The 22,383-nt window shown below is 40.0% G+C and carries 17 protein-coding genes; 9 read left to right on the top strand and 8 right to left on the bottom strand.

Features of this window, described 5'->3' with window-relative positions:
- Positions 1-9: 9 nt before the first annotated feature.
- The 7 genes from KIM67_RS05330 (at position 10) to uxaC (ending at position 8,551) form a co-directional block, all read left to right on the top strand.
- On the top strand, positions 10-1,383 hold the full coding sequence (locus KIM67_RS05330) for an FGGY-family carbohydrate kinase (RefSeq protein WP_213830309.1): 1,374 nt from the start codon (positions 10-12) through the stop codon (positions 1,381-1,383).
- Positions 1,384-1,389: 6 nt separating this feature from the next.
- On the top strand, positions 1,390-2,541 hold the full coding sequence (locus KIM67_RS05335) for an alpha-hydroxy acid oxidase (protein WP_213830310.1): 1,152 nt from the start codon (positions 1,390-1,392) through the stop codon (positions 2,539-2,541).
- A gap of 13 nt (positions 2,542-2,554) precedes the next feature.
- Complete coding sequence (locus KIM67_RS05340) at positions 2,555-3,964, top strand: cytosine permease (protein WP_213830311.1); 1,410 nt, start codon at positions 2,555-2,557, stop codon at positions 3,962-3,964.
- A 14-nt stretch (positions 3,965-3,978) separates the two neighbouring features.
- Positions 3,979-5,262, top strand: coding sequence for a class II aldolase/adducin family protein (locus KIM67_RS05345; protein WP_213830312.1), 1,284 nt, complete (start codon positions 3,979-3,981; stop codon positions 5,260-5,262).
- A 132-nt stretch (positions 5,263-5,394) separates the two neighbouring features.
- Complete coding sequence (locus KIM67_RS05350) at positions 5,395-6,435, top strand: sugar kinase (RefSeq protein ID WP_213830313.1); 1,041 nt, start codon at positions 5,395-5,397, stop codon at positions 6,433-6,435.
- Positions 6,436-6,472: 37 nt separating this feature from the next.
- Positions 6,473-7,141 (top strand): bifunctional 4-hydroxy-2-oxoglutarate aldolase/2-dehydro-3-deoxy-phosphogluconate aldolase, encoded by a 669-nt coding sequence (locus KIM67_RS05355; protein WP_213830314.1) that lies wholly within the window; start codon positions 6,473-6,475, stop codon positions 7,139-7,141.
- 9 nt (positions 7,142-7,150) lie between these two features.
- Positions 7,151-8,551, top strand: a complete 1,401-nt coding sequence (gene uxaC, locus KIM67_RS05360) for a glucuronate isomerase (protein ID WP_213830315.1) — start codon at positions 7,151-7,153, stop codon at positions 8,549-8,551.
- A gap of 69 nt (positions 8,552-8,620) precedes the next feature.
- Here uxaC and KIM67_RS05365 read toward each other — a convergent pair whose 3' ends face one another.
- From KIM67_RS05365 to KIM67_RS05400, 8 genes are read right to left on the bottom strand one after another with little or no spacing between them, the layout of a single operon-like run.
- Positions 8,621-9,916, bottom strand: a complete 1,296-nt coding sequence (locus KIM67_RS05365; RefSeq protein ID WP_213830316.1) for a TRAP transporter large permease — start codon at positions 9,914-9,916, stop codon at positions 8,621-8,623.
- Positions 9,917-9,919: 3 nt separating this feature from the next.
- The gene (locus KIM67_RS05370; protein WP_213830317.1) at positions 9,920-10,381 is read right to left on the bottom strand and encodes a TRAP transporter small permease; all 462 of its coding nucleotides are present in this window, start codon (positions 10,379-10,381) and stop codon (positions 9,920-9,922) included.
- Positions 10,382-10,402: 21 nt separating this feature from the next.
- Positions 10,403-11,380 (bottom strand): TRAP transporter substrate-binding protein, encoded by a 978-nt coding sequence (locus tag KIM67_RS05375; RefSeq protein WP_213830318.1) that lies wholly within the window; start codon positions 11,378-11,380, stop codon positions 10,403-10,405.
- A 6-nt stretch (positions 11,381-11,386) separates the two neighbouring features.
- The gene (locus tag KIM67_RS05380) at positions 11,387-12,565 is read right to left on the bottom strand and encodes a DUF4861 domain-containing protein (protein WP_213830319.1); all 1,179 of its coding nucleotides are present in this window, start codon (positions 12,563-12,565) and stop codon (positions 11,387-11,389) included.
- Between the two features lie 12 nt (positions 12,566-12,577).
- Positions 12,578-13,372 (bottom strand): gluconate 5-dehydrogenase, encoded by a 795-nt coding sequence (locus KIM67_RS05385; RefSeq protein WP_213830320.1) that lies wholly within the window; start codon positions 13,370-13,372, stop codon positions 12,578-12,580.
- A 4-nt stretch (positions 13,373-13,376) separates the two neighbouring features.
- Positions 13,377-14,216: a 5-dehydro-4-deoxy-D-glucuronate isomerase gene (kduI, locus tag KIM67_RS05390; protein ID WP_213830321.1), complete on the bottom strand. Its 840-nt coding sequence runs from the start codon at positions 14,214-14,216 to the stop codon at positions 13,377-13,379.
- 14 nt (positions 14,217-14,230) lie between these two features.
- On the bottom strand, positions 14,231-15,427 hold the full coding sequence (gene uxuA, locus KIM67_RS05395; protein WP_213830322.1) for a mannonate dehydratase: 1,197 nt from the start codon (positions 15,425-15,427) through the stop codon (positions 14,231-14,233).
- 19 nt (positions 15,428-15,446) lie between these two features.
- Positions 15,447-16,277: an SDR family oxidoreductase gene (locus KIM67_RS05400; RefSeq protein WP_213830323.1), complete on the bottom strand. Its 831-nt coding sequence runs from the start codon at positions 16,275-16,277 to the stop codon at positions 15,447-15,449.
- A gap of 237 nt (positions 16,278-16,514) precedes the next feature.
- On the opposite strand from KIM67_RS05400, the gene KIM67_RS05405 reads away from it, so the two are divergent.
- Positions 16,515-18,185: a hypothetical protein gene (locus KIM67_RS05405; RefSeq protein ID WP_250149160.1), complete on the top strand. Its 1,671-nt coding sequence runs from the start codon at positions 16,515-16,517 to the stop codon at positions 18,183-18,185.
- Between the two features lie 65 nt (positions 18,186-18,250).
- Entirely contained in the window at positions 18,251-22,360 is a 4,110-nt protein-coding gene (locus KIM67_RS05410) for a two-component regulator propeller domain-containing protein (protein ID WP_213830324.1), read from the top strand.
- Positions 22,361-22,383 lie beyond the last annotated feature (23 nt).

Consider the following 22,383-nt stretch of genomic DNA (forward strand, 5'->3'; position numbering starts at 1 on the left):
AAATGAACTATGAAAACTGACTTAACTGCAGTATTCGATATTGGAAAGACCAACAAGAAATTGTTCTTATTTGATGAAGATTATCAAGAGGTTTATCGGGAATACAAAAAGTTTGACCTTATTGAAGATGAAGACGGACATCCAACAGAGGACCTGAATGCACTTCAAGCTTGGTTAAAAGAGGTTTTTGATAGAATTCTCCAGAACAAAAAACATAACATAACGGCGACAAACTTTTCAACCTATGGTGCGAGTTTTGTTCATTTGGATGAGGACGGTAAAGTATTGACACCATTGTACAACTATACAAAACCCCTAGATGGGAAATTGTTGGAGGGTTTTTACAAGAAATACGGACCGCAACCTGAATTTGCTAAAGCTACGGGCTCATCGGATGCAGGGATGCTCAATTCGGGAATGCAATTATATTGGTTAAAACATTCAAGGCCTGAAATCTTTAAACAAATTGCATATTCACTGCACCTTCCACAATACATCAGTTACATTTTTACCGGAATCCCCTTGAGCGAATACACGAGTATTGGTTGCCATACAGGGCTTTGGGATTATTCCAAGAAGGACTATCATGATTGGGTGTATGCAGAGGGAATAAATAGAATTCTTCCTCCCATAGTTTCCGCAGCGACCAGTATCAACATGAACTACAATGGTAAACATATCAAACTTGGTATCGGAATTCACGATAGCTCAGCAGCATTATTGCCTTATGTTAGGAGTATTGGAAGTAAGTTTATTTTGGTCTCGACAGGAACCTGGAGCATAGCTTTAAACCCGTTTTCCGAAAAACTTTTAGCTGAAGAAGATATCCAAAAAGACTGTATCAACTATATGCGGATCAATGGTAAACCCGTAAAGGCCAGCCGTATGTTTTTGGGTAATGAATATATTATTCAAACCAAGCTTCTTTCCAAACAATTTGGTGTCTCCGATGATTATCATAAAACAGTGGAATTCGATTACGATACTTTTTTTGCCATTATAAAGGACTTTACACATTGTTTTAGATGGGAAGGAATCAACAATGTAAACATGCCACCTGAGACAAATTACAGTTATGACAAGTTTGAGCACGCATACCATCAGTTAATGGTGGAATTGGTACTGCTTCAAGTAGAAAGTATAAAAATAGCCATGGGAGATGATGATATTGAACAGCTTTATATTGATGGCGGTTTTAGCGATAATGATGTTTATATAAAATTGGTGTCGCATTACCTTAGAAATATGGAACTGCGAACTACGGACTCTTCTTTGGGGTCAGCACTGGGTGCGGCCATCGCAATATCCGGTTCAAAGTTGAACTCCAAATTTTTAAGAAAGAATTATGCGCTAAAAAAGCATGTTCCCTTCATTTTAAAATAGTATAGTATGGCCAATGAATTCAATTCAAATTACCCCTCTATTGAGGATTTAAGAAGAAAGGCTAAAAAACGGATTCCAAAGTTTGCTTTTGAATATTTGGACGGAGGTTGCAATGAAGATGTTAGTATCACAAGAAATACTGCGGATATTCGTAAAGTACAGTTGCAGCCACGATATCTTAGAAATCGAGGTATTAGTTCTGCAAAAACAACGGTGATGGGTATGGAGTTTGATGCCCCTTTTGGCATTGCCCCAGTTGGACTTCAAGGGCTCATGTGGCCAAATTCACCAGAGATTCTTGCTAAATCGGCTCTTAAGCATAATATTCCTTTTATACTTAGTACGGTGACCACTATGGATATTGAAAGAGCAAGCGAACTTACTGAAGGTAAGGCCTGGTTTCAACTTTACAATCCAGCTGAAAATGAGTTAAGGGATGATATAATTAATAGAGCCGCTGCTGCCGACTGCCCGGTTTTAGTTTTGCTCTGTGATGTGCCAACTTTTGGCTATCGCCCCAGAGATATAAGAAACGGTCTAGCATTACCGCCTAAAATGTCATTTGCCAATATTCTCCAGATTTTAGGAAAACCTACATGGGCAATCAATACGCTAAAATATGGCCAGCCCACTTTTGATGTACTGAAACCTTATACCCCCGAAGGTTTGAACCTAAAACAGTTGGGACAGTTCATGAATAAGACCTTTTCCGGTCGCTTGAACGAGGAACGGATAAAACCAATTCGCGATAAATGGAAAGGAAAACTGGTATTAAAAGGAGTGGCATCCGCACAGGATACCGAAGATGCCATTAAATTAGGTTTTGACGGTATCATTGTATCCAATCACGGTGGCCGACAATTGGATGCCGCCGAATCCACCATTAATTCGCTAGCCGAAATTGCAACTAACTATGGAGACCAAATAGAGGTGATGATGGACAGCGGTCTGCGCTCAGGACCGGATATTGCCAGGGCAATCGCAACAGGTGCTAAGTTTACCTTTATGGGCAGGTCTTTTTTATATGGATGTGCCGCTTTGGGCAATAATGGAGGTGACCATACCATAAGCATGTTGAAAACACAGTTTAAACAAGTAATGGACCAGCTTTGCTGTGAACGTGTAGAAGATTTGCCAAAACATCTTATAACCAACTAAATACAACCTTTTTATGAACCAATATGATATTGATGAAGAAGTAGGACATAAAGCAGGGGGAGAGTTTGAAAGAGAACCTGTTCCACAATCTAAATTAAAAGGATGGAAAAGTTTTTTGGGCATGTATGCAGGCGAGCATGCGGCAGGAACTGAATTCATGATCGGTCCATTGTTTCTTACGGCAGGCGTTAGTGCTTTTGATTTGATTATTGGGCTACTGCTGGGAAATCTATTGGCAGTTTTAAGTTGGCGTTTTTTAACCGCAAAAATCGCAGTTGAGAACCGATTGACTTTATATTATCAGTTAGAAAAAATCTGCGGAAAAAAACTGGTGATTGGCTATAATCTGGCCAATGGGATACTTTTTTGTTTCCTGGCAGGTTCTATGATCACGGTCTCTGCAACGGCCGTTGGTATCCCTTTTAACATGGAAATGCCTAAATTGACGGACACCATGCCCAATGGAATGACTTGGGTGATCATCGTTCTTATTCTTGGTACCGTTATTTCCTTGATTGCTTCAAAAGGATATGATACGGTTTCCAAAGCTGCGAATTGGATGTCCCCTGTTATAGTACTTGCCTTTGTAGCATGTGGTGTGGTAGCTTTAAATCAATTGGGAGTCAAAAGCTTTACGGATTTCTGGAATATTTGGGGAGAAGGGTCAGAACCTTTTCCAGGACAGATTAAATACACATTTTGGCACGTTGTCATCTGGTCTTGGTTTGCAAATGCAGCAATGCACATTGGTATGTCGGATTTATCTGTTTTTAGATTCGCAAAAAAGCCTAGTGCTGGTTGGACAACGGCAGCTGGAATGTATGTAGGTCATTATATGGCCTGGATAGCCGCAGCCTTGCTTTATGCAGTATATCTTAAATCCCCTGAAGCACAAGGTTTTTTATCTAATGGCGAAGCACCTCCGGTTGCACCAGGTCCTTTGGCGAACAATGCCATAGGTATATTCGGTATTATCGCCGTTGTGTTGGCGGGCTGGACAACCGCCAACCCTACCATATACCGTGCAGGACTTGCTTTTCAGGCAATCATACCAAAGGTTTCTACATTTTGGGTAACTATTATTGCGGGTACGGTAGCCACTATTGCGGGTCTCTTTCCGGCATTTGCAATGAAACTATTAGGTTTTGTTGCTCTTTACGGTTTTATTCTTTCGCCATTTGGGGCTATAATCGTATTTGAACACTTTTTTCACGATAAGGCGGGAATAGTAAAAAACTATGCGGAGGTTGCGAACATAAAGTTTAATAATTCGGTTTTTTTAGCATGGGGCATAAGTTTTGGCCTGTTCTATTTTATATCGATCAAATTTGATGTCTTTTTATCTTTTGTCACACTGCCTGCATGGTTGTTGTGTGGCATCTTATTTTTAATCTTAAGCAAGAAATATCAACAAAAAACATAATATTCATTTAACGTATGAAAATACATGAACTGCTTCATCCTAGAGATCAAATAATCAAAATAATAGACCGCATTTATAAAAGAGGTATGACCACTACATCCGGCGGAAACATTTCAATAAAGGATGAAGATGGAAATGTTTGGATAACTCCTTCCGCAGTTGATAAGGGCACTTTACAACCTACGGATATTGTTTGTGTAAAAACAAACGGCGATATAGTAGGGAAGCACAAACCTTCTTCAGAATTTCCTTTCCATAAGGCTATCTATGACATCCGACCGGATATCAATTCAATTATACATGCACACCCACCAGCGTTGGTATCGTTCAGCATTGTGCACAAAATACCTAATACGAATATCATACCGCAGGCCAAAAATGTTTGTGGCCCGATCGGTTATGCTTCGTACGAACTACCTGGGAGCGATAAATTGGGAACGGTCATAGCCAAAGAGTTTGAGAAGGGGTTCAAGGCTGTTATCATGGAAAATCATGGGATTGTTTTGGGTGGAGTCAATATGGATGATGCCTATGAACGCTTTGAGACTTTAGAGTTTTGCGCCTGTACTATTTTATATGGCCAAATGCTTGGGGAACCCTCATATCTGGAAGATGACCAAATAGTTTCGTTTTATGAACAGGTAGCCGAAATACCTGAACAAGAACAAGATGCTTTTCATCCATCTAAGGAGAGGGAAAAGAGGTCGGAAATATGTTCAATTGTGCATCGAGCATGTGAACAAGGCTTAATGATAAGTTCCTATGGCACGGTTTCGGTACGATGGCAAGAAAATGACTTTTTGATTACCCCAAGGGATTTTTCGAGATGGGAAATGCAGCTGGAAGACATCGTACAAATAAAAGATGGAAAACGAGAAAAAGGCAAGTTACCGAGTAGGGCAACCAAAATCCATCATGAAATTTACAAGCGTAATCCTTCGGTCAATTCAATTATAATGACCCAATCCCCCTATTTAATGGCGTTTGGAATTACAAAAACCCATATGGATGTTCGCACCATTCCTGAAAGCTGGATTTTTCTACAAGATTTGGCGGCTTATCCGTACGGGCATCATTTTTTGCCAAATATCAACGAGGAACTACTTTCAAATGCAAAGCCTGCGCTCATAATTCAAAACGATTCTGTTTTGGTGACTGGAGATGATCTGTTACAAACTTTTGATAGGTTGGAAGTTGCGGAATTTAGCGCAAAATCCTTGGTGATGGGTGCTTCTTTAGGCAATCTCAATCCAATTAATGAGGATCAAATCAAGGAGCTAAAAGAGAATTTCTTGTAATTGTAATCCATGCGAATTAATTGTACGATTTGATTACTATAAATGAATCTTAAGCTAAAGAAGAACAGCTAATTTTGTAGTGGTTTTTACATAATGAATTATAATAAACACCAATAATAAAACTAGAAGTAGATGAAAAAGGTAGTGACTTTTGGCGAAATCATGCTACGCTTGTCCCCACCGGGATTTTTGAGGTTTTCACAAACAAATACTTTTGATGCGGTCTATGGTGGTGGTGAGTCCAACGTAGCTGTTTCTTTGGCCAATTATGGTGTTCCCGTGGAATTTGTGACCCGATTGCCCAAAAACGATATTGGCGAATGCGCGCTTATGGAAATGCGTAAGAGAAACGTAGGCACCGATCATATCGTTTACGGTGGTGACCGTTTGGGAATCTATTTTCTTGAAACCGGTGCGGTAAGCCGGGGAAGTAAAGTGGTCTATGATAGGGCACATTCCGCTATTGCAGAAGTTGAAGCGGGAATGATCGATTGGAAAAAAGTTTTTGAGGGCGTCGAGTGGTTCCATTGGACGGGCATAACCCCGGCCATATCCCAAGGTGCCGCAGATGCCTGTTTAGAAGCGGTGGAGATGGCAAGTAAAATGGGTGTTACCGTTTCCACGGATTTAAATTATCGCGCAAAATTGTGGAATTATGGTGGGGATAGAGAAGCCATAATGACGGAACTTACCTCGTATTGCGATATTATTTTAGGAAACGAAGAAGATGCTGAAAAACATTTTGGTATTAAACCCGAAGGTCTGGACATCACAACACAGGGGGAGCATGTAAAAGCTGAAGCGTTCCTATCGGTCTGTGAGCAGATGATGAAAAAATTTCCCCGTGCGAAAAAAGTGATCACAACGCTAAGGGGTTCAATTTCTGCTTCCCATAACACCTGGGCGGGAGTTCTCTATGACGGTAAAACGATGTTTACATCACCCGAATATCAAATTACCCACATTGTTGATCGTGTCGGTGGCGGTGATTCTTTTATGGGCGGTCTGATTTACGGTTTATTAAAATACCCCGAGGATGATCAGAATGCATTGAACTTTGCAGTTGCCGCATCTTGTTTAAAGCACACGATCAAAGGCGATGCAAATCTGGTTACGGTCAGTGAAGTGGAAAAACTCATGGGAGGTGATGCTTCCGGAAGAGTAGCGAGATAATAGAGTTAATCGAATCAAGTTTTTAAAAAGTTTACGTATGGCACAATATTCAAGGATAGAAGTTGCATCCGTCATGAAGGAAAACGGTATGGTGCCCTTGTTCTACCATCCAGATATAGAACTAGGCAAAAAGGTGCTGAAAGCCTGTTACGATGGTGGATCCCGTTTAATGGAATTCACGGCACGTGGTGATTTTGCTTTTGAAGTGTTTTTAGAGCTTAATAAATTTGCAATTGCAGCACTTCCCGGAATGATAATGGGAGTTGGTTCGATAACCGATGCTGCGGCAGCGAGTACCTTCATGCAAATGGGTGCCAACTTTATCGTAACGCCATCTCTTAGGGAAGATATTGCTATTGTTTGCAATCGCCGAAAGGTATTATGGTCACCTGGCTGTGGTTCCTTAACAGAAATCAACCGAGCAGAGGAGATGGGTTGTGAAATCATCAAGTTGTTCCCAGGTTCCACTTATGGTCCGGGCTTTGTAAAGGCAATTCGCGGTCCACAACCTTGGACCAGTATTATGCCCACTGGCGGTGTAAGTACAGAAGAATCAAATTTAAGGGCTTGGTTCGAGGCTGGAGTTACCTGTGTGGGCATGGGATCTAAACTAATAAGTAAAGACATCTTGGCAAACAAAGATTTTGAAGGGTTACGAAAAAGCGTCTCTGAAACCCTGACATTGATAAAAAGATTACGTTCTTAAATCTCAAGTATGAAAACGTTTATTACGGATGACTTCCTTTTACAAAATACATTTGCCAAAAAGTTGTACCATGGGGTTGCGGCCGATTTACCGATTATAGATTATCACAACCACCTTCCACCTAACGAAATAGCGGGAAATCGTGTTTTTGAAAATATAAGTCAGGTATGGCTTGCAGGCGATCATTATAAATGGCGGGCCATGCGCGCTTTAGGCATTGATGAAGCTTACATAACCGGCGAAGCCTCTGATGAGGAAAAATTCTTAAAATGGGCAAAAACTGTACCCTATACCGTTAGAAATCCATTATATCATTGGACACACCTCGAATTGAAACGTTATTTTGACGTGGATGAGTTGTTAAGTCCCGACAATGCTAAAGAATTATATGCCATCACTTCTGAAAAATTACAGGAACAATCCCATTATACGCTGGGATTGCTTCAACAGAAGAAAGTAGATTTCTTGTGCACTACCGATAACCCTACGGATAATTTGGAACACCATAAGCACATTGCTCAACAAGAAATTTCACCAAAGGTTTATCCGACTTTTAGACCGGATAAAGCGTTTGCATTGGAAAATGCAACAACCTATATAGCGTTTTTGGAACATCTGGAATCGGTTACAAATACTAGAATTAGCTCGTATGATGCTTTGCTATCAGCGTTGGAAAAAAGAATCGATTTTTTTCATGAAACAGGGTGCAGATTGGCGGACCATGGTTTGGAGCAGCTTTACCATTTTGAAAATGATGATTTCGACTGTAATGTCATATTTCAAAAAACCAGAGAACAGAAAGAGCTTTCAATCGAAGAGATATCTTATTTCAAGTCAAAAACCTTACTTTTTCTGTGTAAAGGCTACCATAAAAAAGGATGGACACAACAATTTCACTTAGGAGCTATCAGAAATAATAATAAAAGACTTCTAAAAAAACTTGGCCCTGATACTGGATTTGATTCCATGGGAGATTTTTCACAGGCTAGGGCATTGAGTGGCTTTTTAAATGATTTGGACAGCACGAATGAATTGGCAAAGACGATTCTTTATAATCTGAATCCATCGGATAACGAAGTGTTCGCTACAATGGCCGGTAATTTTAATGATGGCAGTATTCAAGGTAAAGTGCAGTACGGCTCTGCATGGTGGTTTTTGGACCAAAAGGACGGTATGGAAAAGCAACTGAACACGTTATCCAACATGGGGTTGTTGAGCTGTTTTGTGGGTATGCTAACAGATTCGAGAAGCTTTTTATCCTTTCCTAGGCACGAATATTTTAGGAGAATTCTTTGTAACCTTATTGGAAAGGATGTAGAGAATGGAGAGTTGCCCGCGGATGAAAAATGGCTTGGTAAAATTGTAAGCGATGTATGTTATTACAACGCAAAATCCTTCTTCGGACTCTAGAATAGATAGGAATGAATATTGAGTTTCTTCAAGAAAAGGTCTAGCGTATTTAAAAAACCGATATTTTTTCTAAAGCCCAAATTGTCTAGGCAGCCACAGGCTCAACCCCGGGAAATAAGTGACAAGGAACAAAGCGATGATCATTGCGATGAACAATGGCAACAAAGGTTTTACCACTTTTTCGATCGATGTTTTGGCAATACCGACCCCAACAAAAAGCACGGAACCCACTGGTGGCGTACAAAGACCAATACAAAGATTGAGTACCATGATAATCCCAAAGTGGACAGGGTCCAATCCTAATACTGTTATCACAGGCAGAAATATGGGGGTGAAGATCAAAACCGCCGGGGTCATGTCCATAAAGATGCCCACAAAAAGGAGAAGAAGGTTGATGATCAAAAGAATGACTATCGGGTTATCACTAAGTGCCAAAAGACCAGTACTGATTTCTTGTGGAATATTTTCATAACTCAACGCCCATGACATACTCATCGATGCTCCGATCAATAACATGACAATGGCAGTTGTCGCAGATGAATCCAACAGAATCTGTGGCATTTTCGGTAAAGAGATCTCTCTGTAGATAAGTCCCAATAGAAAACTATAAAGTACGGCTATGGCCGATGCCTCCGTTGCTGTAAAAATTCCTGTTACAATACCACCAATTACCACCACAAGCATGAAAAGACTGGGTAAGGCATCGATAAATGTTTTGAAAACTTGTTTTAAACTACTTCTTTTTCCAACTTTATATCCCTTTTTCTTTGCCCAAACCGAAGCCACGATCATTAAGAAGAGCCCCGTAAGAATACCAGGTATATATCCTGCTAAAAACAAGGCTGCGATAGATGCCCCTCCACTTGCCAAGGAATAAACAATTAAAACGTTACTTGGAGGAATGACCAAGCCGGTAGTAGCAGCTGTAATGTTTACAGCTGCCCCAAATTCTCTTGAGTAGCCCTCTTTTTCCATTTCTGGACCTAAAATGCTTCCCATTGCAGATGCTGCAGCCATGGCAGACCCAGCAATTGCACCCATCAACATTGCAGAGATGATATTGATCAATGCCAATCCTCCTGGAAGTGCACCTACTAGAGTTTTGGCGAAAGCGATGAGCCTATGGGCAATACCGCCCTTGTTCATCAATTCCCCTGAAAGTATGAAAAGGGGTATGGCAAGAAGTGCAAAGCTGTCCAGACCCGTACCGATCCGTTGCGAGACCGTAGTTGCGGCCGGTAGAACAGGTATGCTGACCAATAGGGTCAAAAGCGATGATATCGCGATGCTCCATGCCACTGGTGTTCCAATAGCCAATAGCCATACAAAACTAAGTACCAGAACGAGTATGGGAATGTATTCCATGTGTTATTGTTTTTTTAAGATATCAGAAGTTTTATAATAGATAATCAATATTCCGCTAATGGGAATGACCATGTAGACCACTGCCAATGGTACCTGGAGTGCTGGCGAGTTCTGACCCAATACGTAAGTGATATAAACCAATCTTGATCCACCGATTACCATGGCCACCAAACAGAAAACAATGATCAACAAGCGTACGACCAGCATCAAGCGTTTTTGAACAGGTTGATTTAATCTCCGGGGCAATACATCAATGGCAACGTGCATATTTCTTCCAGAAACATAAGCGGCTCCCAGAATACCTATCCATATCATCAGATAACGGGCCAGCTCATCTGTAAACGAGCTTGGTGTACCCACTATAAAGCGGCTCGCGACTTGCCAAAGCACATTGATTACCATAACGGTCATGATAATGACCAAGAAATTGGCAAGTATCTTATCAATGGTTTTTCGTATTTGCATTTTTTTGGTTTTTGGTTATGTCTATTCCGTGGCCTTTATTTCCTCGATAAGTCTGTAAAAGGCCTCATCGTCCTTATACTTATCGAAAGAATCCTTGATCTTTTCCGAAAAGAGGCCTTTGTCGGGTCTTATGATTTGTACCCCGGCCTTTTCAACAGCTTCCAAAGCTTCATTTTCCGCTTCTAACCAAAGCTTTCTTTGATATACTACGGAGGTTTCCACTGCGTGTTTTAGCCAACCTTGTTCTTCGATTGAAAGTTTTTCCCATAATGCCGTACTTGCCAACAAAACATCGGGTAGAACGGTATGCTCGTTCAAGGTGTAATATTTACAGACTTCATAGTGACGGGAAAGGTAAAAACTGGGGGGATTGTTTTCTGCTCCGTCCACAACGCCTTGTTGAAGTGCTGTATAGAGTTCTCCCCAAGAAATTGGTGTGGGCGATCCGCCAAGACCACGAACCATGTCCATTGCGGTTACGCTTTCCATGACCCTTATTTTTTGACCTTTTAAATCTTCTGGCTTATGAACCGGTTTGTCTTTTGTATAGAAACTGCGGCTTCCCGCATCATAATAGCCAAGACCTTTAAGCCAGTATTGTTCCCCATCATTTAGTAGTTGTTGGCCAATAGGCCCATCCAATACTTTGAAAGCATGTTCCCTGTCCCTAAAAAGAAATGGTAGCCCCAGCACTTTCATTTTGGGAGCAAAGTTTTCAAGAACGCCTACGGACACCTTTGTCATGTCCAAACTGCCTATTTGCAAAAGTTCCAAACATTGCCTTTCGGTTCCCAATTGCTGACTTGGATAGATTTCAAGTTTTAATTTCCCGTTGGACAACCGTTCCAAATCTTCTCCCATTTTCACCATTGCCTTGTGTACCGAGTGGCTTACATCCAATCCATGTCCCAATCTCAAAGTTTTGGAACCTTCGACTTCAGCACAAGAATTGGTCAAGGCCAAAAATATAATAAGGACTAAAAGGCTTTTTAGATTCATAACATTTTACTTAACGGTAACTTCTAAAGGGTTGTTTACTTTTTTTGCAAATTCATCGATATAAGCATCCCATTCTGCTTTATTTGCGTATTGGCCACTTTTTTTCCATCCAAAACCTGCATAATAAATAGCTTTGCCATCATTGACCTTGATATGTGCAAAAAGATTACTTTCATCTTTTCTATCGGTTTCGAAGTGTTCGTGACCTACCATCCCTTTTTCGGGAACAACAATGGCCGTACCTAGTTCTGAACCTTCATGGGGTTCCCAATAGCTTACCCATCCATTTTCTAGATTTATTCCAACTTCCCCATCTTTTTCGTGTAGTGTTAGCCCCGCTGAAATGGTATCGATCCCTTTAAGGCTAATCTCGAACTTGGATAGGTTACTGCCGTAATCAAGGGATATCTTTTTTTCTTCGGATATTTTGTTGCCTGCTGCATCCCAATCAGCATAGGAAAGTATAAAACTTGTCCGTATAGGCCCTGTAATCAGCGTTTTCCATGAAGTGAAATTTTTTGAAATATAGTAGGTGGTGTCTACCTTTTTTGCAATTCCGCCAACCCCGCGGCTTATACCAACGTGGAAGTTATCCAGCCCTTCACCGTCATCTTTATGGTAACTGCCATCCGTTTCCAGCTCCTTTTTATACCATTTATTGATGATAGGGTAATCAACACGTTTTAACCAAGCATCAATACCGCTGGACAATGTTCCCCCTTTTACCCCATCTTCAATCATTTTTTGAGCTGTTGGCCCATAAGTTCTAAAAGCAACCCGGTTGTTCTCCCAAGCATAGTCGTCCGTCCGTTCAGGCACAAATCTGGAATAGCAAGCGGGAATACTGTCTTTTTGCTTCGTTGTTTCAGAAAATGTGACTTCATATACTTTTTCACTATTGGCAGCAATTTCAGGTTGAAACAAGAGCACATCCATCTCTCCATCACCATCTGTGTCCATTAGTTGCGAGGTGACCTCAGTCTTGTTTTCGGTGTCGAAAAGAACAATAGTACCTTTTGCCCCATCAACATGGAGGGAAGCCATGTCTACCGAAACTGTTTCTAAAGAACGGTCTATATCCGTAGTGTTGTTTACAACGATCTGCTGGTTGTTTTTTGACTTTTCTTGGCATGAGAACGCAATAATTGAAAAAAGCGCTATTAGTAAAAGGTTATTTTTTCTCATAATAAGTGCTATTTAATTTTCATTGGAAGGTTTTCCTATCGTAGCCAGAATGCCTCCATCAACATACAGGATATGCCCATTGACAAAATCACTTGCCCTTGAGGCCAAGAATATCGCCGCTCCCGCCAAATCATCTGGATCCCCCCATTTTGCAGCAGGTGTACGGTTTACAATAAACTCATTGAATGGATGGCCATCAACTCTAATTGGGGCCGTTTGGGAAGTTGCAAAATAGCCCGGTCCAATTCCGTTTACCTGAATATTATGTTTGGCCCATTCCGTTGCCATATTCTGCGTTAGCATTTTTAAGCCACCTTTAGCAGCGGCATAGGCTCCAACCGTATTTCGCCCCAATTCGCTCATCATGGAACAAATGTTGATGATTTTTCCTTGCTTGCGGGCCATCATGGTCTTGACCACATGTTTGGAAACGATAAAGGGACTGACCAAATCGACATCGATTACCTCTTTGAAATCGGCGACTTCCATCTTTTCCAAAGGGGTCCTTTTGATGATACCCGCATTGTTCACCAAAATATCGATAGGTCCAACCTTACTTTGAATCTTGCTAACGGCATCTATTACTTGTCGTTCATCGGTTACGTTGAACTTGTATCCCACAGCCTTAATGCCTTCCCTTTCATAAAGCTTTACGGCATCATCGATTTTTTGTTGTGATGAATTACCATTAACGACAATGGTGGCGCCTGCTTTACCGAGTCCTTTGGCCATGGCCATGCCCAATCCATGTGTGCTGCCAGTAACCAATACGGTTTTCCCGGTTAGGTTGAATAATTCTGTGCTCATTGCGTTATCTTAAATCTGTTATCTTGGCAGCGTCCATATCACCATAATCCATATTTTCCCCAGCCATACCCCATATAAAAGTGTAGTTCGAAGTTCCTGAACCACAATGGATGGACCATGGTGGTGAAATAACGGCTTCATGGTTTTGCATCCAGATATGACGTGTTTCTTGGGGTTGTCCCATAAAATGACATACGGATTGTCCTTCGGGAACATCCAAATAAAAATAAACCTCCATCCTTCGGTCATGCACATGTGCCGGCATAGTGTTCCAAACACTTCCTGTGCTCAACTCGGTCATTCCCATCTGCAATTGGCAAGTTGTTACTATCCCCCCGATGATCATTTGGCTTACAGTACGATCATTTGCCGTTTCCAGTGAACCAAGCTCTAATTTATTAGCCTCCGCAAGACTCACCTTTTTAGTTGGGTAGGTTGTATGTGCGGGTGCTGAGTTTATGTAGAACATGGCAGGCTTGTCATTATTGTCACTCTTGAAAACAACTTCTTTATTGCCCATACCAATGTATAGAGCATCCTTATGGCCCAGTTCAAAGGAAGTGCCGTCCACTTCGACCGAACCTGCCCCGCCCACATTTATAACCCCTAGCTCACGTCTTTCCAGAAAATACTCTGCCTTTAATGGGTCGATCGTGTCTAGCTTAAGCGGACTTTCTGGGACTGCAGAACCAGCGATATAGCGATCATAGTGGGTATAGGTCAAATTAATTTTCCCTTTTTGCATAAGATTGTCTATCAGGAACTCATCCCGTAGTTCGGTAGTATCGTATTTTTTTACGGCCTTTGGACTTGAGGCATATCTGGTTTCGTAGGATATTGACATAATATGTATTTGTTTTATTCGTTAGCTATTGATTTTCTGATTCCTAGTTCAAGACCACGTAATTCCGCTAGGCCTCTGAGCCTGCCTATTCCAGAATATCCGGGATTTGTTTTCTTGTGAAGGTCATCGAGCATTTTATGACCATGGTCCGGACGCATTGGCATTCTCAAATCTTTTCTTCCAGTTGATTTCCGTTTTTCATGCTCATTGATCAGTGCTTTCATGACACTGTACATATCAACATCACCTTCCAAATGATTGGCCTCATGAAAATTGCCTTCTGAGTCACGTTTAGTGCTTCTTAAGTGGATGAAATGAATACGGCTGCCCAAACGTTCTATCATTCCTGCCAAATCATTGTCCTCACGTACCCCAAAAGAACCAGTACAAAAAGTCAAACCGTTGTTTGGACTGTCTACAGCATTATAAAGGTCAACAATATCCTGTTCTGTACTGACGACTCTGGGTAAACCCAAAATAGGGTAAGGTGGGTCATCAGGATGAATACACATTAAAACTCCTGCCTTTTCGACTGCTGGGATAATATGCTCTAAAAACTCAAACAAATGTTTTTTGAGTTCTCTTGGGCCAATTTCATCGTATGTAGCAAGAACAGTATTGAAATCTTCCAAAGAATAACCTTCTTCAGCACCAGGAAGACCAGCAATGATATTGTTGCTAAGTTGTTGTTGTTTTTCTTCGGATAGTGTTTCGAAGTATATTTTTGCAGAATTTTTTTCATCGTCTGTGTAGGATGTATCCGCGCCTGGACGTTTTAGCAGGAATAACTCAAACGCGGCAAATGCCGCTGCTTCGAAACGAAGCGCTGTTGAACCATCTTCAACTTGATAATCAAGGTTCGTACGTGTCCAATCAAGAACTGGCATAAAGTTGTAGCAAACAATGTCAATACCACATTCCCCTAGATTTAACAGTGTTTGTTTATAGTTTTCAATGTAGACCATATACCCATCAGCCTGAGTTTTAATGGCCTCATGGATAGGTACACTTTCAACAACTGACCAAGTGAGACCGACAGCCTCAATTTCTTGTTTTCTTTTTTGGATTTCGGCAATGGGCCATATTTGTCCGTTTGGAATGTGATGCAAGGCAGATACAATACCAGTGGCCCCAGCTTGTCTAATATCTGCCAATGAAACAGGGTCGTTGGGTCCGTACCATCGCCATGTCTGTTCTAATGTTATATTCATTTTGCGTTCACTACTATTTTTATACACCGCTAAAGGCACTAAAACCACCGTCTACCGGTATAACTACACCAGTTACAAAAGAGGCTCCATCTCCACAAAGCCAAAGGGTGGTGCTGATAAGATCTTCGGGTTCCCCAAAGCGACCCATCGGGGTCTGGTCTATAATCGTATTTCCTCGTGCCGTTAAAGAGCCATCAGCCTCCGTTAACAGTGTTCGGTTTTGTTCCGTGAGAAAGAAGCCCGGTGCCAGTGCGTTTACCCGAATCCCTACTTTGGAAAAATGCACGGCCAACCATTGCGTGAAGTTAGAAACAGCTGCTTTGGCGCCACTATAGGCAGGAATTTTGGTCAAAGGAGTAAAAGCATTCATCGAGGAGATATTCAAGATGCTACATCCTTCCCTCGCAATCATATCTTGTGCAAATACCTGGGTAGGTAAAAGCGTACCTATAAAGTTCAAATTGAAGGTGAATTGTATGCCCTCGGTATCAAGATCAAAAAAGGTCTTGAAGCCTTTCGTAGTATTTTTTAGGTCCTTGGTTTCCAGATAAGGATTACTGGTGGTTCCTAAAGGGTGGTTGCCACCGGCACCATTTACTAATATATCACATGTCCCCAATTTTGAATTGATTTCATTTTTTGCCCTTTCCAGTGATTCCTTTTCCAATACATTGGCTTCCACACCTAAAGCTTCTCCACCTGCATTATTGATTTCACCTGCTACTTTATCAGCGGCGTCTTTTTTTAAATCCAAAACCGCAATTTTATGTCCTTTACTGGCCAATGCTTTGGCCAATGTACTGCACAAAACGCCTCCAGCGCCTGTTAAAACGACTACTTTTTTATTCATTGGTTAATGTAGTTTTCTAAAATCAGATACTTATTAGACTTGATTGTACCTCTTACTCAAATTTCAAGCTTTTAATTGAAAAGAACTAATGAGTCACCTGTCCAATAGTGCAAAATAGGGGGTAAATAAGTCCAATTTATTATTTCTAAAAGTACTAAATAGGGAAAATGTAGCTATCCTGTGGTATCTTGTTTTTAATTCATTTTAAAGGTTCTTTTCTAAACCAAACTCAGTTATATGATATCATTCTCTAATGTTAACCATCAGTTTTTCCCCCATCTTGTTTTTTACTTCTTTCCCTTGTTACTTCTTTCCCAAGAGCTTCCAAAAATTTTACAGTTCTCGAACGAATCAGATGTAGCATATTTGCCTGATTTCAGCTATGCCGGTTATGGATTTGGTGAAAAAGAAATGCCTGTGCATGCTAAAAAGATAGTTTTGGCAACAGATTATGGGGTGGTGGCAAATGACGGTCTTGATGATTCCAAAGCTTTATTGAAGGCCATGGGAGCAATTAAAGAAATGAAAGGAAATACTGTTTTACAACTGCCTAAAGGAAGACTCATATTAAGTGATATTCTTTACATAGAGCGAAGTGATTTTGTATTACGAGGCGCAGGGTCTGGACCCAACGGTACAGAGATTTATTGCCCAAGGCCTATGATGTACTTAAAAGACCCAGAAATTTTGAAAGAGCTACGGGAGTATTTGCTCAAATTTGATAAACGGCAGAAGGAGCCGGAGAACAACATCGACCTTCCTTTTTCTCAGTACGCTTGGTCTGGCGGAATGATATGGACCCAGGTTCCAGGAGAGCGGGTGAAATCATACCTGGGCAAATACGATGTTCCAGAAACAGTTGTGGCCGAAATATCAAATGGTAAACGTGGTGGGCATCAACTGAATGCTACAACTATTGAAGGCTTGAAGGTTGGTGATGTGGTACAACTCCAGCTTTTTAATAAGACGGGTACCGTAAATTCTGATTTGGTAAATGATCTTTATAAAAGCGCCAAGGTTGAAATTGGTTCTCATCATTGGTCGTTTCCTACGCTTCCTATTGTTCGTCAGGAAGTACTTATCACTAAAATTTCAGGAAATGAAATAACGATAAAGACACCATTAACGGTAACTATAAAGCCAAGTTACAAGGCTCGTTTGGTTAAATGGAAACATTTGAAGGAAGTAGGAATAGAACATTTTAGCATTGTGTTCCCGGGTGCTTCATACATCGCACATCATGTTGAAAGAGGTTTTAATGGTATTTTTTTAACGAGGGTTTTTAACAGTTGGGTCAAAGATGTAACCATACATAATGCGGATAGTGGTATATTGAGCGAAGAAATTGCAAATACTACCATTGCCAACATACGTACAACAGGAGAAAATAAAGCACATTATACCGTTGCCATGGCAGGAGTACATAATGTGTTGGTAGATAATCTAAAGGTTTTCAACCACGCGGAACACCCATTGAGCTTTAATACGTTTTCTACAAAAAATGTCTATAAGAACTGCGAGGTTTTCGTAAAAGCCATTCTTGACCAGCACTCTGGTGCAAATCACCAAAACCTTTTCGATAACATCACCGTTTATGTTGAACCTAAAGATGATCATAGTTACCCTTTGTTTGAAGGAGGCGGAGCTGGTTATTGGAAACCGTCCCATGGCGCTTTTAGCACATTCTGGAACATTAACGTTCATTTTTTAAATGGTTTTGAAAATAATGAACCTATTGTATTGAATGGAATGGAGGATGGACCTTTCGCACACTTGGTAGGAATCCATGGAAATCATCCAGTTAAGGTGACCTATGGCCCAAGTGCTTACATGGAATTTATAAACCAAGACCTGGAGCGTATACCTTCGTTGTATGATTATCAACTGAAAGCAAGGCTTCGGCAATAACCTAGGTTATTTTATATATTAGGACTAAACTTAATTCGTGAGTGCCATGTTGCTCATTCGATTTTATGAAAAATCTGTGTATAGTTTGTTTTACTTTTTTAAGTGTTTTCTGCTTCGGTCAAAGTCTGGAAAAGACTTATCAATTTAAGCACTTAAACACCAGTGATGGACTTTCTCAAAGTTCTGTTATTGCAATGGAGCAAGATCGGCTAGGGAGGATGTGGTTGGGTACTCGTGATGGCCTCAATGTGTATGATGGCACTAAATTTAAGGTGTATCGTACAGTTTTGAACGATAGCACATCCATTAGTAACAGCGACATTCTTTCAATAATGGAAGATAGTGAGGGTTTTATATGGATAGGCACTTATAACGGATTAAACAAATATGACCCTATTAAGGATACCTTTGAGCGTTTTTATCATTTTAAGGACAAGAATTCGCTTAGCAACAATACCGTTTGGGCAATAGAGGAGGTCGCTAATGGGGATATTTGGATTGGTACTTCGAATGGACTGTCCATCTACAACAAAGAAACTGATGTATTCACTAGCATATATAATGAAAGTGATTCAATTTCTGATAACGGAATACCTTCTAATTATGTTCTCAGCATAAAGGCGGCCAATAATGGGACTATTTGGGTAGGTACATCCAAAGGTTTTTGTAAAGTGATAAAAGATGAGGCACTCACTATTGGTTTTCAACAATTCAACCCAACCGATTATCTTGAACAACCTTTTGTGCAGACTATTTCGGATTGTGGGGAAAATAGTATTTGTGTAGGTACCAAAAATATGGGGTTACTCAATTTTGATTTGATCTCTGAACGATTTCTTACCAATTCCTATACCATTGAACATAAAGATGTAAGGGCCGTTATCTCTGCGGAAGAAGGTTTGTTGTGGGTAGGCACTTCTAAAGGAATTCTTTTATTGAATACCAATGGAATCTTAAAAAACATTGCTTACGAACCCGAAAAACAAAACGGTTTAAGTCACAACTATATCAAATCTATTTTTAAAGATAGGAAAGGATCTGTTTGGATAGGATCTTATTACGGGGGCATAGATATCTGGGACGTTTCAAATACCAACTTTATAAATTATAAAGAATCTTCGGGCAGGCATAGATTGGGTCATAAGGTGGTAAGTTCTATAGTGAGCGACACTAAAGGGAATCTATATTTTGGGACGGAAGGTGGTGGGATAACAGTTTTTGATAAACAAGGAAAAGCACCGCGTTACATCAATACATCAAATACCGATATTCTACAAAGTGATAATATAAAATCGCTGTTTATTGATGATAATCTCCTTTGGGCAGGAACTTTTAATGGCGGAGTGGAGATTTTCAATATTGAACGCAATCGGTTTGAAACTAATATCCTATCAACAGTATTGGATGAGATTTTAAATACGACCGGTGTCTATACCATTAAAAAAGGATTATATGACGATTACTGGTTTGGCACATTTGGTCAGGGACTCGTCCGTTACGATTTGCAGAAAAAAACACATGAGGTGTTTGACCATGAACCGGAAGTCGATAAATCCATTTCAAGTAATAGAATTCGCAGCTTAATGATCGATAAAGGTGCAAATGTATGGGTTGGTACGCAGAGTGGTCTTAATTTATTGCCTTTCTCCAACGGAGGATATACTTCGAACAGGATAACTAGATTTTTTTATGATCGGGAAACGGGTTCCGGTGATGACATTCTTACGATTTTTCAAGATACAAGTGGTGTTGTCTGGGTTGGGATAAGAGCTAAAGGCCTATTTCGTTTTGATGGTAAACAATTTCAAGAAATACCTTTAAAGACCGATGTTCAGGTAACCTCTATTTACGCCATTTTGGAGGATGTTGACAATACCTTATGGATGAGTAGTAACCAAGGGCTATTAAAATATAATACGTATGAAGATTCGTTTGTTCTCTATAGCGAAAAAGATGGTCTAGTAGGAAATGAGTTCAGTACAGGTGCAGCGCTAAGACCAGAACCTTCAAAGTTTTATTTTGGAGGCCCAGAAGGAGTATCTTATTTTGATTCCAAAACAATTGCACAAAATTCCTATGTTCCGCAAGTAATTCTAACTGACTTAAAGGTTAAGAACGAAACTGTTTCGGTCACTAATGAAGATGGTATCCTGAATCAAAGTATGCCTTTTACCAAAGAAATAACACTTGATTATAATAAGGCTAATTTTTCAATAGATTTTACAATTCCCAATTTTATTAATCCAAATAGCAATCGGTACCAATATCGCATGGTAGGACTGGATGAAAATTGGACACTTACGAATCAATCCAAAGCGAACTATACCATACAAAGACCTGGAGATTATGTGTTTCAAGTGAAGGGAGCCAATAATGATGGATATTGGAATACTGAACCTACGATCATAAAAATTCAAGTACTTCCAGCTCCTTGGCTAAGCATTTGGGCAAAAATGCTATATGGTCTTTTGGTTTTAGCAGCACTTTTTGGTTTGATCAGTATTATACGTTCCAAAACAAAGCTCAAACATAAATTGGAATTGGAACATTTGGAACATGAACGTAATAAAGAACTTAATGACGCCAAGCTACGTTTCTTTACCAACATCTCCCATGAATTTAGAACACCTTTGACCCTTATTACGGGACCATTGCAACAATTGCTGACGGATTATAAAGGCAGTAGAGTGGTCTACCAAAAGTTATTGGTAATAGAAAGTAGTGCCAAACATCTGTTACAGTTGATAAATAGACTCATGGACTTCAGAAAACTGGAACACCAAAAATACAAGCTTGAAACTGCGGAAGGCAATATCGTTAAATTTCTGAAAGAAATCTACCTCTCTTTTTCGGAGTTCGCAAAAGGTAATGGCTACGAATACACATTTGAAACAGAACAGTCTAAAATTCTGGTCTATTATGATCGTTCAAAGCTAGAGCAAGTGTTTTATAACCTAATTTCCAATGCATTTAAATATACCCCATATGGAGGAAAGATTACCATTCAGATAAAAAAGGATGGAGAATCCGTGCTAATAGATATTAAAGATTCAGGACGTGGGATACCTGAACAATATAGGCATAAGGTGTTTGATCGATTTTTTGAAATACCTGATTTTGCCAAAGATGAAAATACTCAAGGTACTGGAACAGGAATTGGGCTATCTATAGCCAAAAGCATTGTAGAACTTCATAAAGGGGATATTTCCATTATTGACCAAAATATACCTGGAAGTACGTTTAGGGTAACATTGAAATTAGGAAGACACCATATTACGGATGATGAAATAATCAAGGATTTTAAATTTAGTGATGATCTGGGCCTATATACCTCGCAATTAAAACAAAAGTTGTCGGATCTTTCGATAAAGTCAAATGAACTTTTGATGAACGAGGAACGGGAAGTAGTTCTAATAGTTGAGGACAATGTACCCTTAAGAAACTTCATTAAAGATATATTACAGGATACATACAATGTAGTGGAAGCAGGTGATGGGAAAGAAGCACTGGAAAAGGCTTTGAAATATATTCCCTCTTTAATTGTTTCTGATGTGATAATGCCTGTAATGGTGGGTACAGAGCTTTGCGCAAAGATTAAGGAAAATATCCAAACCAGTCATATTCCTGTAATATTGCTTACCTCTAGAACGTCTTTACTGTATAAGTTTGAAGGTTTGGAAAGTGGTGCGGATGATTACATAAGCAAACCTTTTGATATTAAAGAATTCAAGCTCCGAATTAAAAATTTGATAGATTCCACAAATAGACTTAAAAGCAAGTTTTCTGACGATAAAGGCCTTACGCCCAATGAAATTGTAATCTCATCAATAGATGAAAAGTTATTGAAGAAAGCACTCAAAATTGTGGAAGATAATATTTCCAATGATCAATTTGATATCATAACCTTCGGTACCGAGCTTGGCGTTAGTCGAACTTTACTCTTTACCAAAATTAAAGCCTGGACCAATTTCACACCAAATGAGTTCATTCAGGAAATCAGAATGAAACGAGCGGTTCAATTGCTAGAGCAAGGAAACCTCACAATCGCCGAAATTGGATATCAAGTAGGGTTTAAAAATCCAAAATACTTCAGTAAATGCTTTCTGAAAAAATTTGGTTTAAGTCCCTCCGCTTACTTGAAAAAATTCTCCCAAGAGTTCTTCGATTTAAATTAAACTACTGTAAAATAGAGTGTTAA

The sequence above is a fragment of the Flagellimonas sp. 389 genome (genome assembly GCF_018449435.1).
Taxonomy (GTDB): Bacteria; Bacteroidota; Bacteroidia; order Flavobacteriales; family Flavobacteriaceae; genus Flagellimonas.

What these genes read in the sequence shown, in the direction of transcription:
- KIM67_RS05330 (WP_213830309.1), top strand. Translation starts at nt 10, where the DNA reads ATGAAAACTGACTTAACTGCAGTATTCGATATTGGAAAGACCAACAAG.
- KIM67_RS05335 (WP_213830310.1), top strand. Translation starts at nt 1,390, where the DNA reads ATGGCCAATGAATTCAATTCAAATTACCCCTCTATTGAGGATTTAAGA.
- KIM67_RS05340 (WP_213830311.1), top strand. Translation starts at nt 2,555, where the DNA reads ATGAACCAATATGATATTGATGAAGAAGTAGGACATAAAGCAGGGGGA.
- KIM67_RS05345 (WP_213830312.1), top strand. Translation starts at nt 3,979, where the DNA reads ATGAAAATACATGAACTGCTTCATCCTAGAGATCAAATAATCAAAATA.
- KIM67_RS05350 (WP_213830313.1), top strand. Translation starts at nt 5,395, where the DNA reads ATGAAAAAGGTAGTGACTTTTGGCGAAATCATGCTACGCTTGTCCCCA.
- KIM67_RS05355 (WP_213830314.1), top strand. Translation starts at nt 6,473, where the DNA reads ATGGCACAATATTCAAGGATAGAAGTTGCATCCGTCATGAAGGAAAAC.
- uxaC (WP_213830315.1), top strand. Translation starts at nt 7,151, where the DNA reads ATGAAAACGTTTATTACGGATGACTTCCTTTTACAAAATACATTTGCC.
- KIM67_RS05365 (WP_213830316.1), bottom strand. Translation starts at nt 9,916, where the DNA reads ATGGAATACATTCCCATACTCGTTCTGGTACTTAGTTTTGTATGGCTA.
- KIM67_RS05370 (WP_213830317.1), bottom strand. Translation starts at nt 10,381, where the DNA reads ATGCAAATACGAAAAACCATTGATAAGATACTTGCCAATTTCTTGGTC.
- KIM67_RS05375 (WP_213830318.1), bottom strand. Translation starts at nt 11,380, where the DNA reads ATGAATCTAAAAAGCCTTTTAGTCCTTATTATATTTTTGGCCTTGACC.
- KIM67_RS05380 (WP_213830319.1), bottom strand. Translation starts at nt 12,565, where the DNA reads ATGAGAAAAAATAACCTTTTACTAATAGCGCTTTTTTCAATTATTGCG.
- KIM67_RS05385 (WP_213830320.1), bottom strand. Translation starts at nt 13,372, where the DNA reads ATGAGCACAGAATTATTCAACCTAACCGGGAAAACCGTATTGGTTACT.
- kduI (WP_213830321.1), bottom strand. Translation starts at nt 14,216, where the DNA reads ATGTCAATATCCTACGAAACCAGATATGCCTCAAGTCCAAAGGCCGTA.
- uxuA (WP_213830322.1), bottom strand. Translation starts at nt 15,427, where the DNA reads ATGAATATAACATTAGAACAGACATGGCGATGGTACGGACCCAACGAC.
- KIM67_RS05400 (WP_213830323.1), bottom strand. Translation starts at nt 16,277, where the DNA reads ATGAATAAAAAAGTAGTCGTTTTAACAGGCGCTGGAGGCGTTTTGTGC.
- KIM67_RS05405 (WP_250149160.1), top strand. Translation starts at nt 16,515, where the DNA reads ATGATATCATTCTCTAATGTTAACCATCAGTTTTTCCCCCATCTTGTT.
- KIM67_RS05410 (WP_213830324.1), top strand. Translation starts at nt 18,251, where the DNA reads ATGAAAAATCTGTGTATAGTTTGTTTTACTTTTTTAAGTGTTTTCTGC.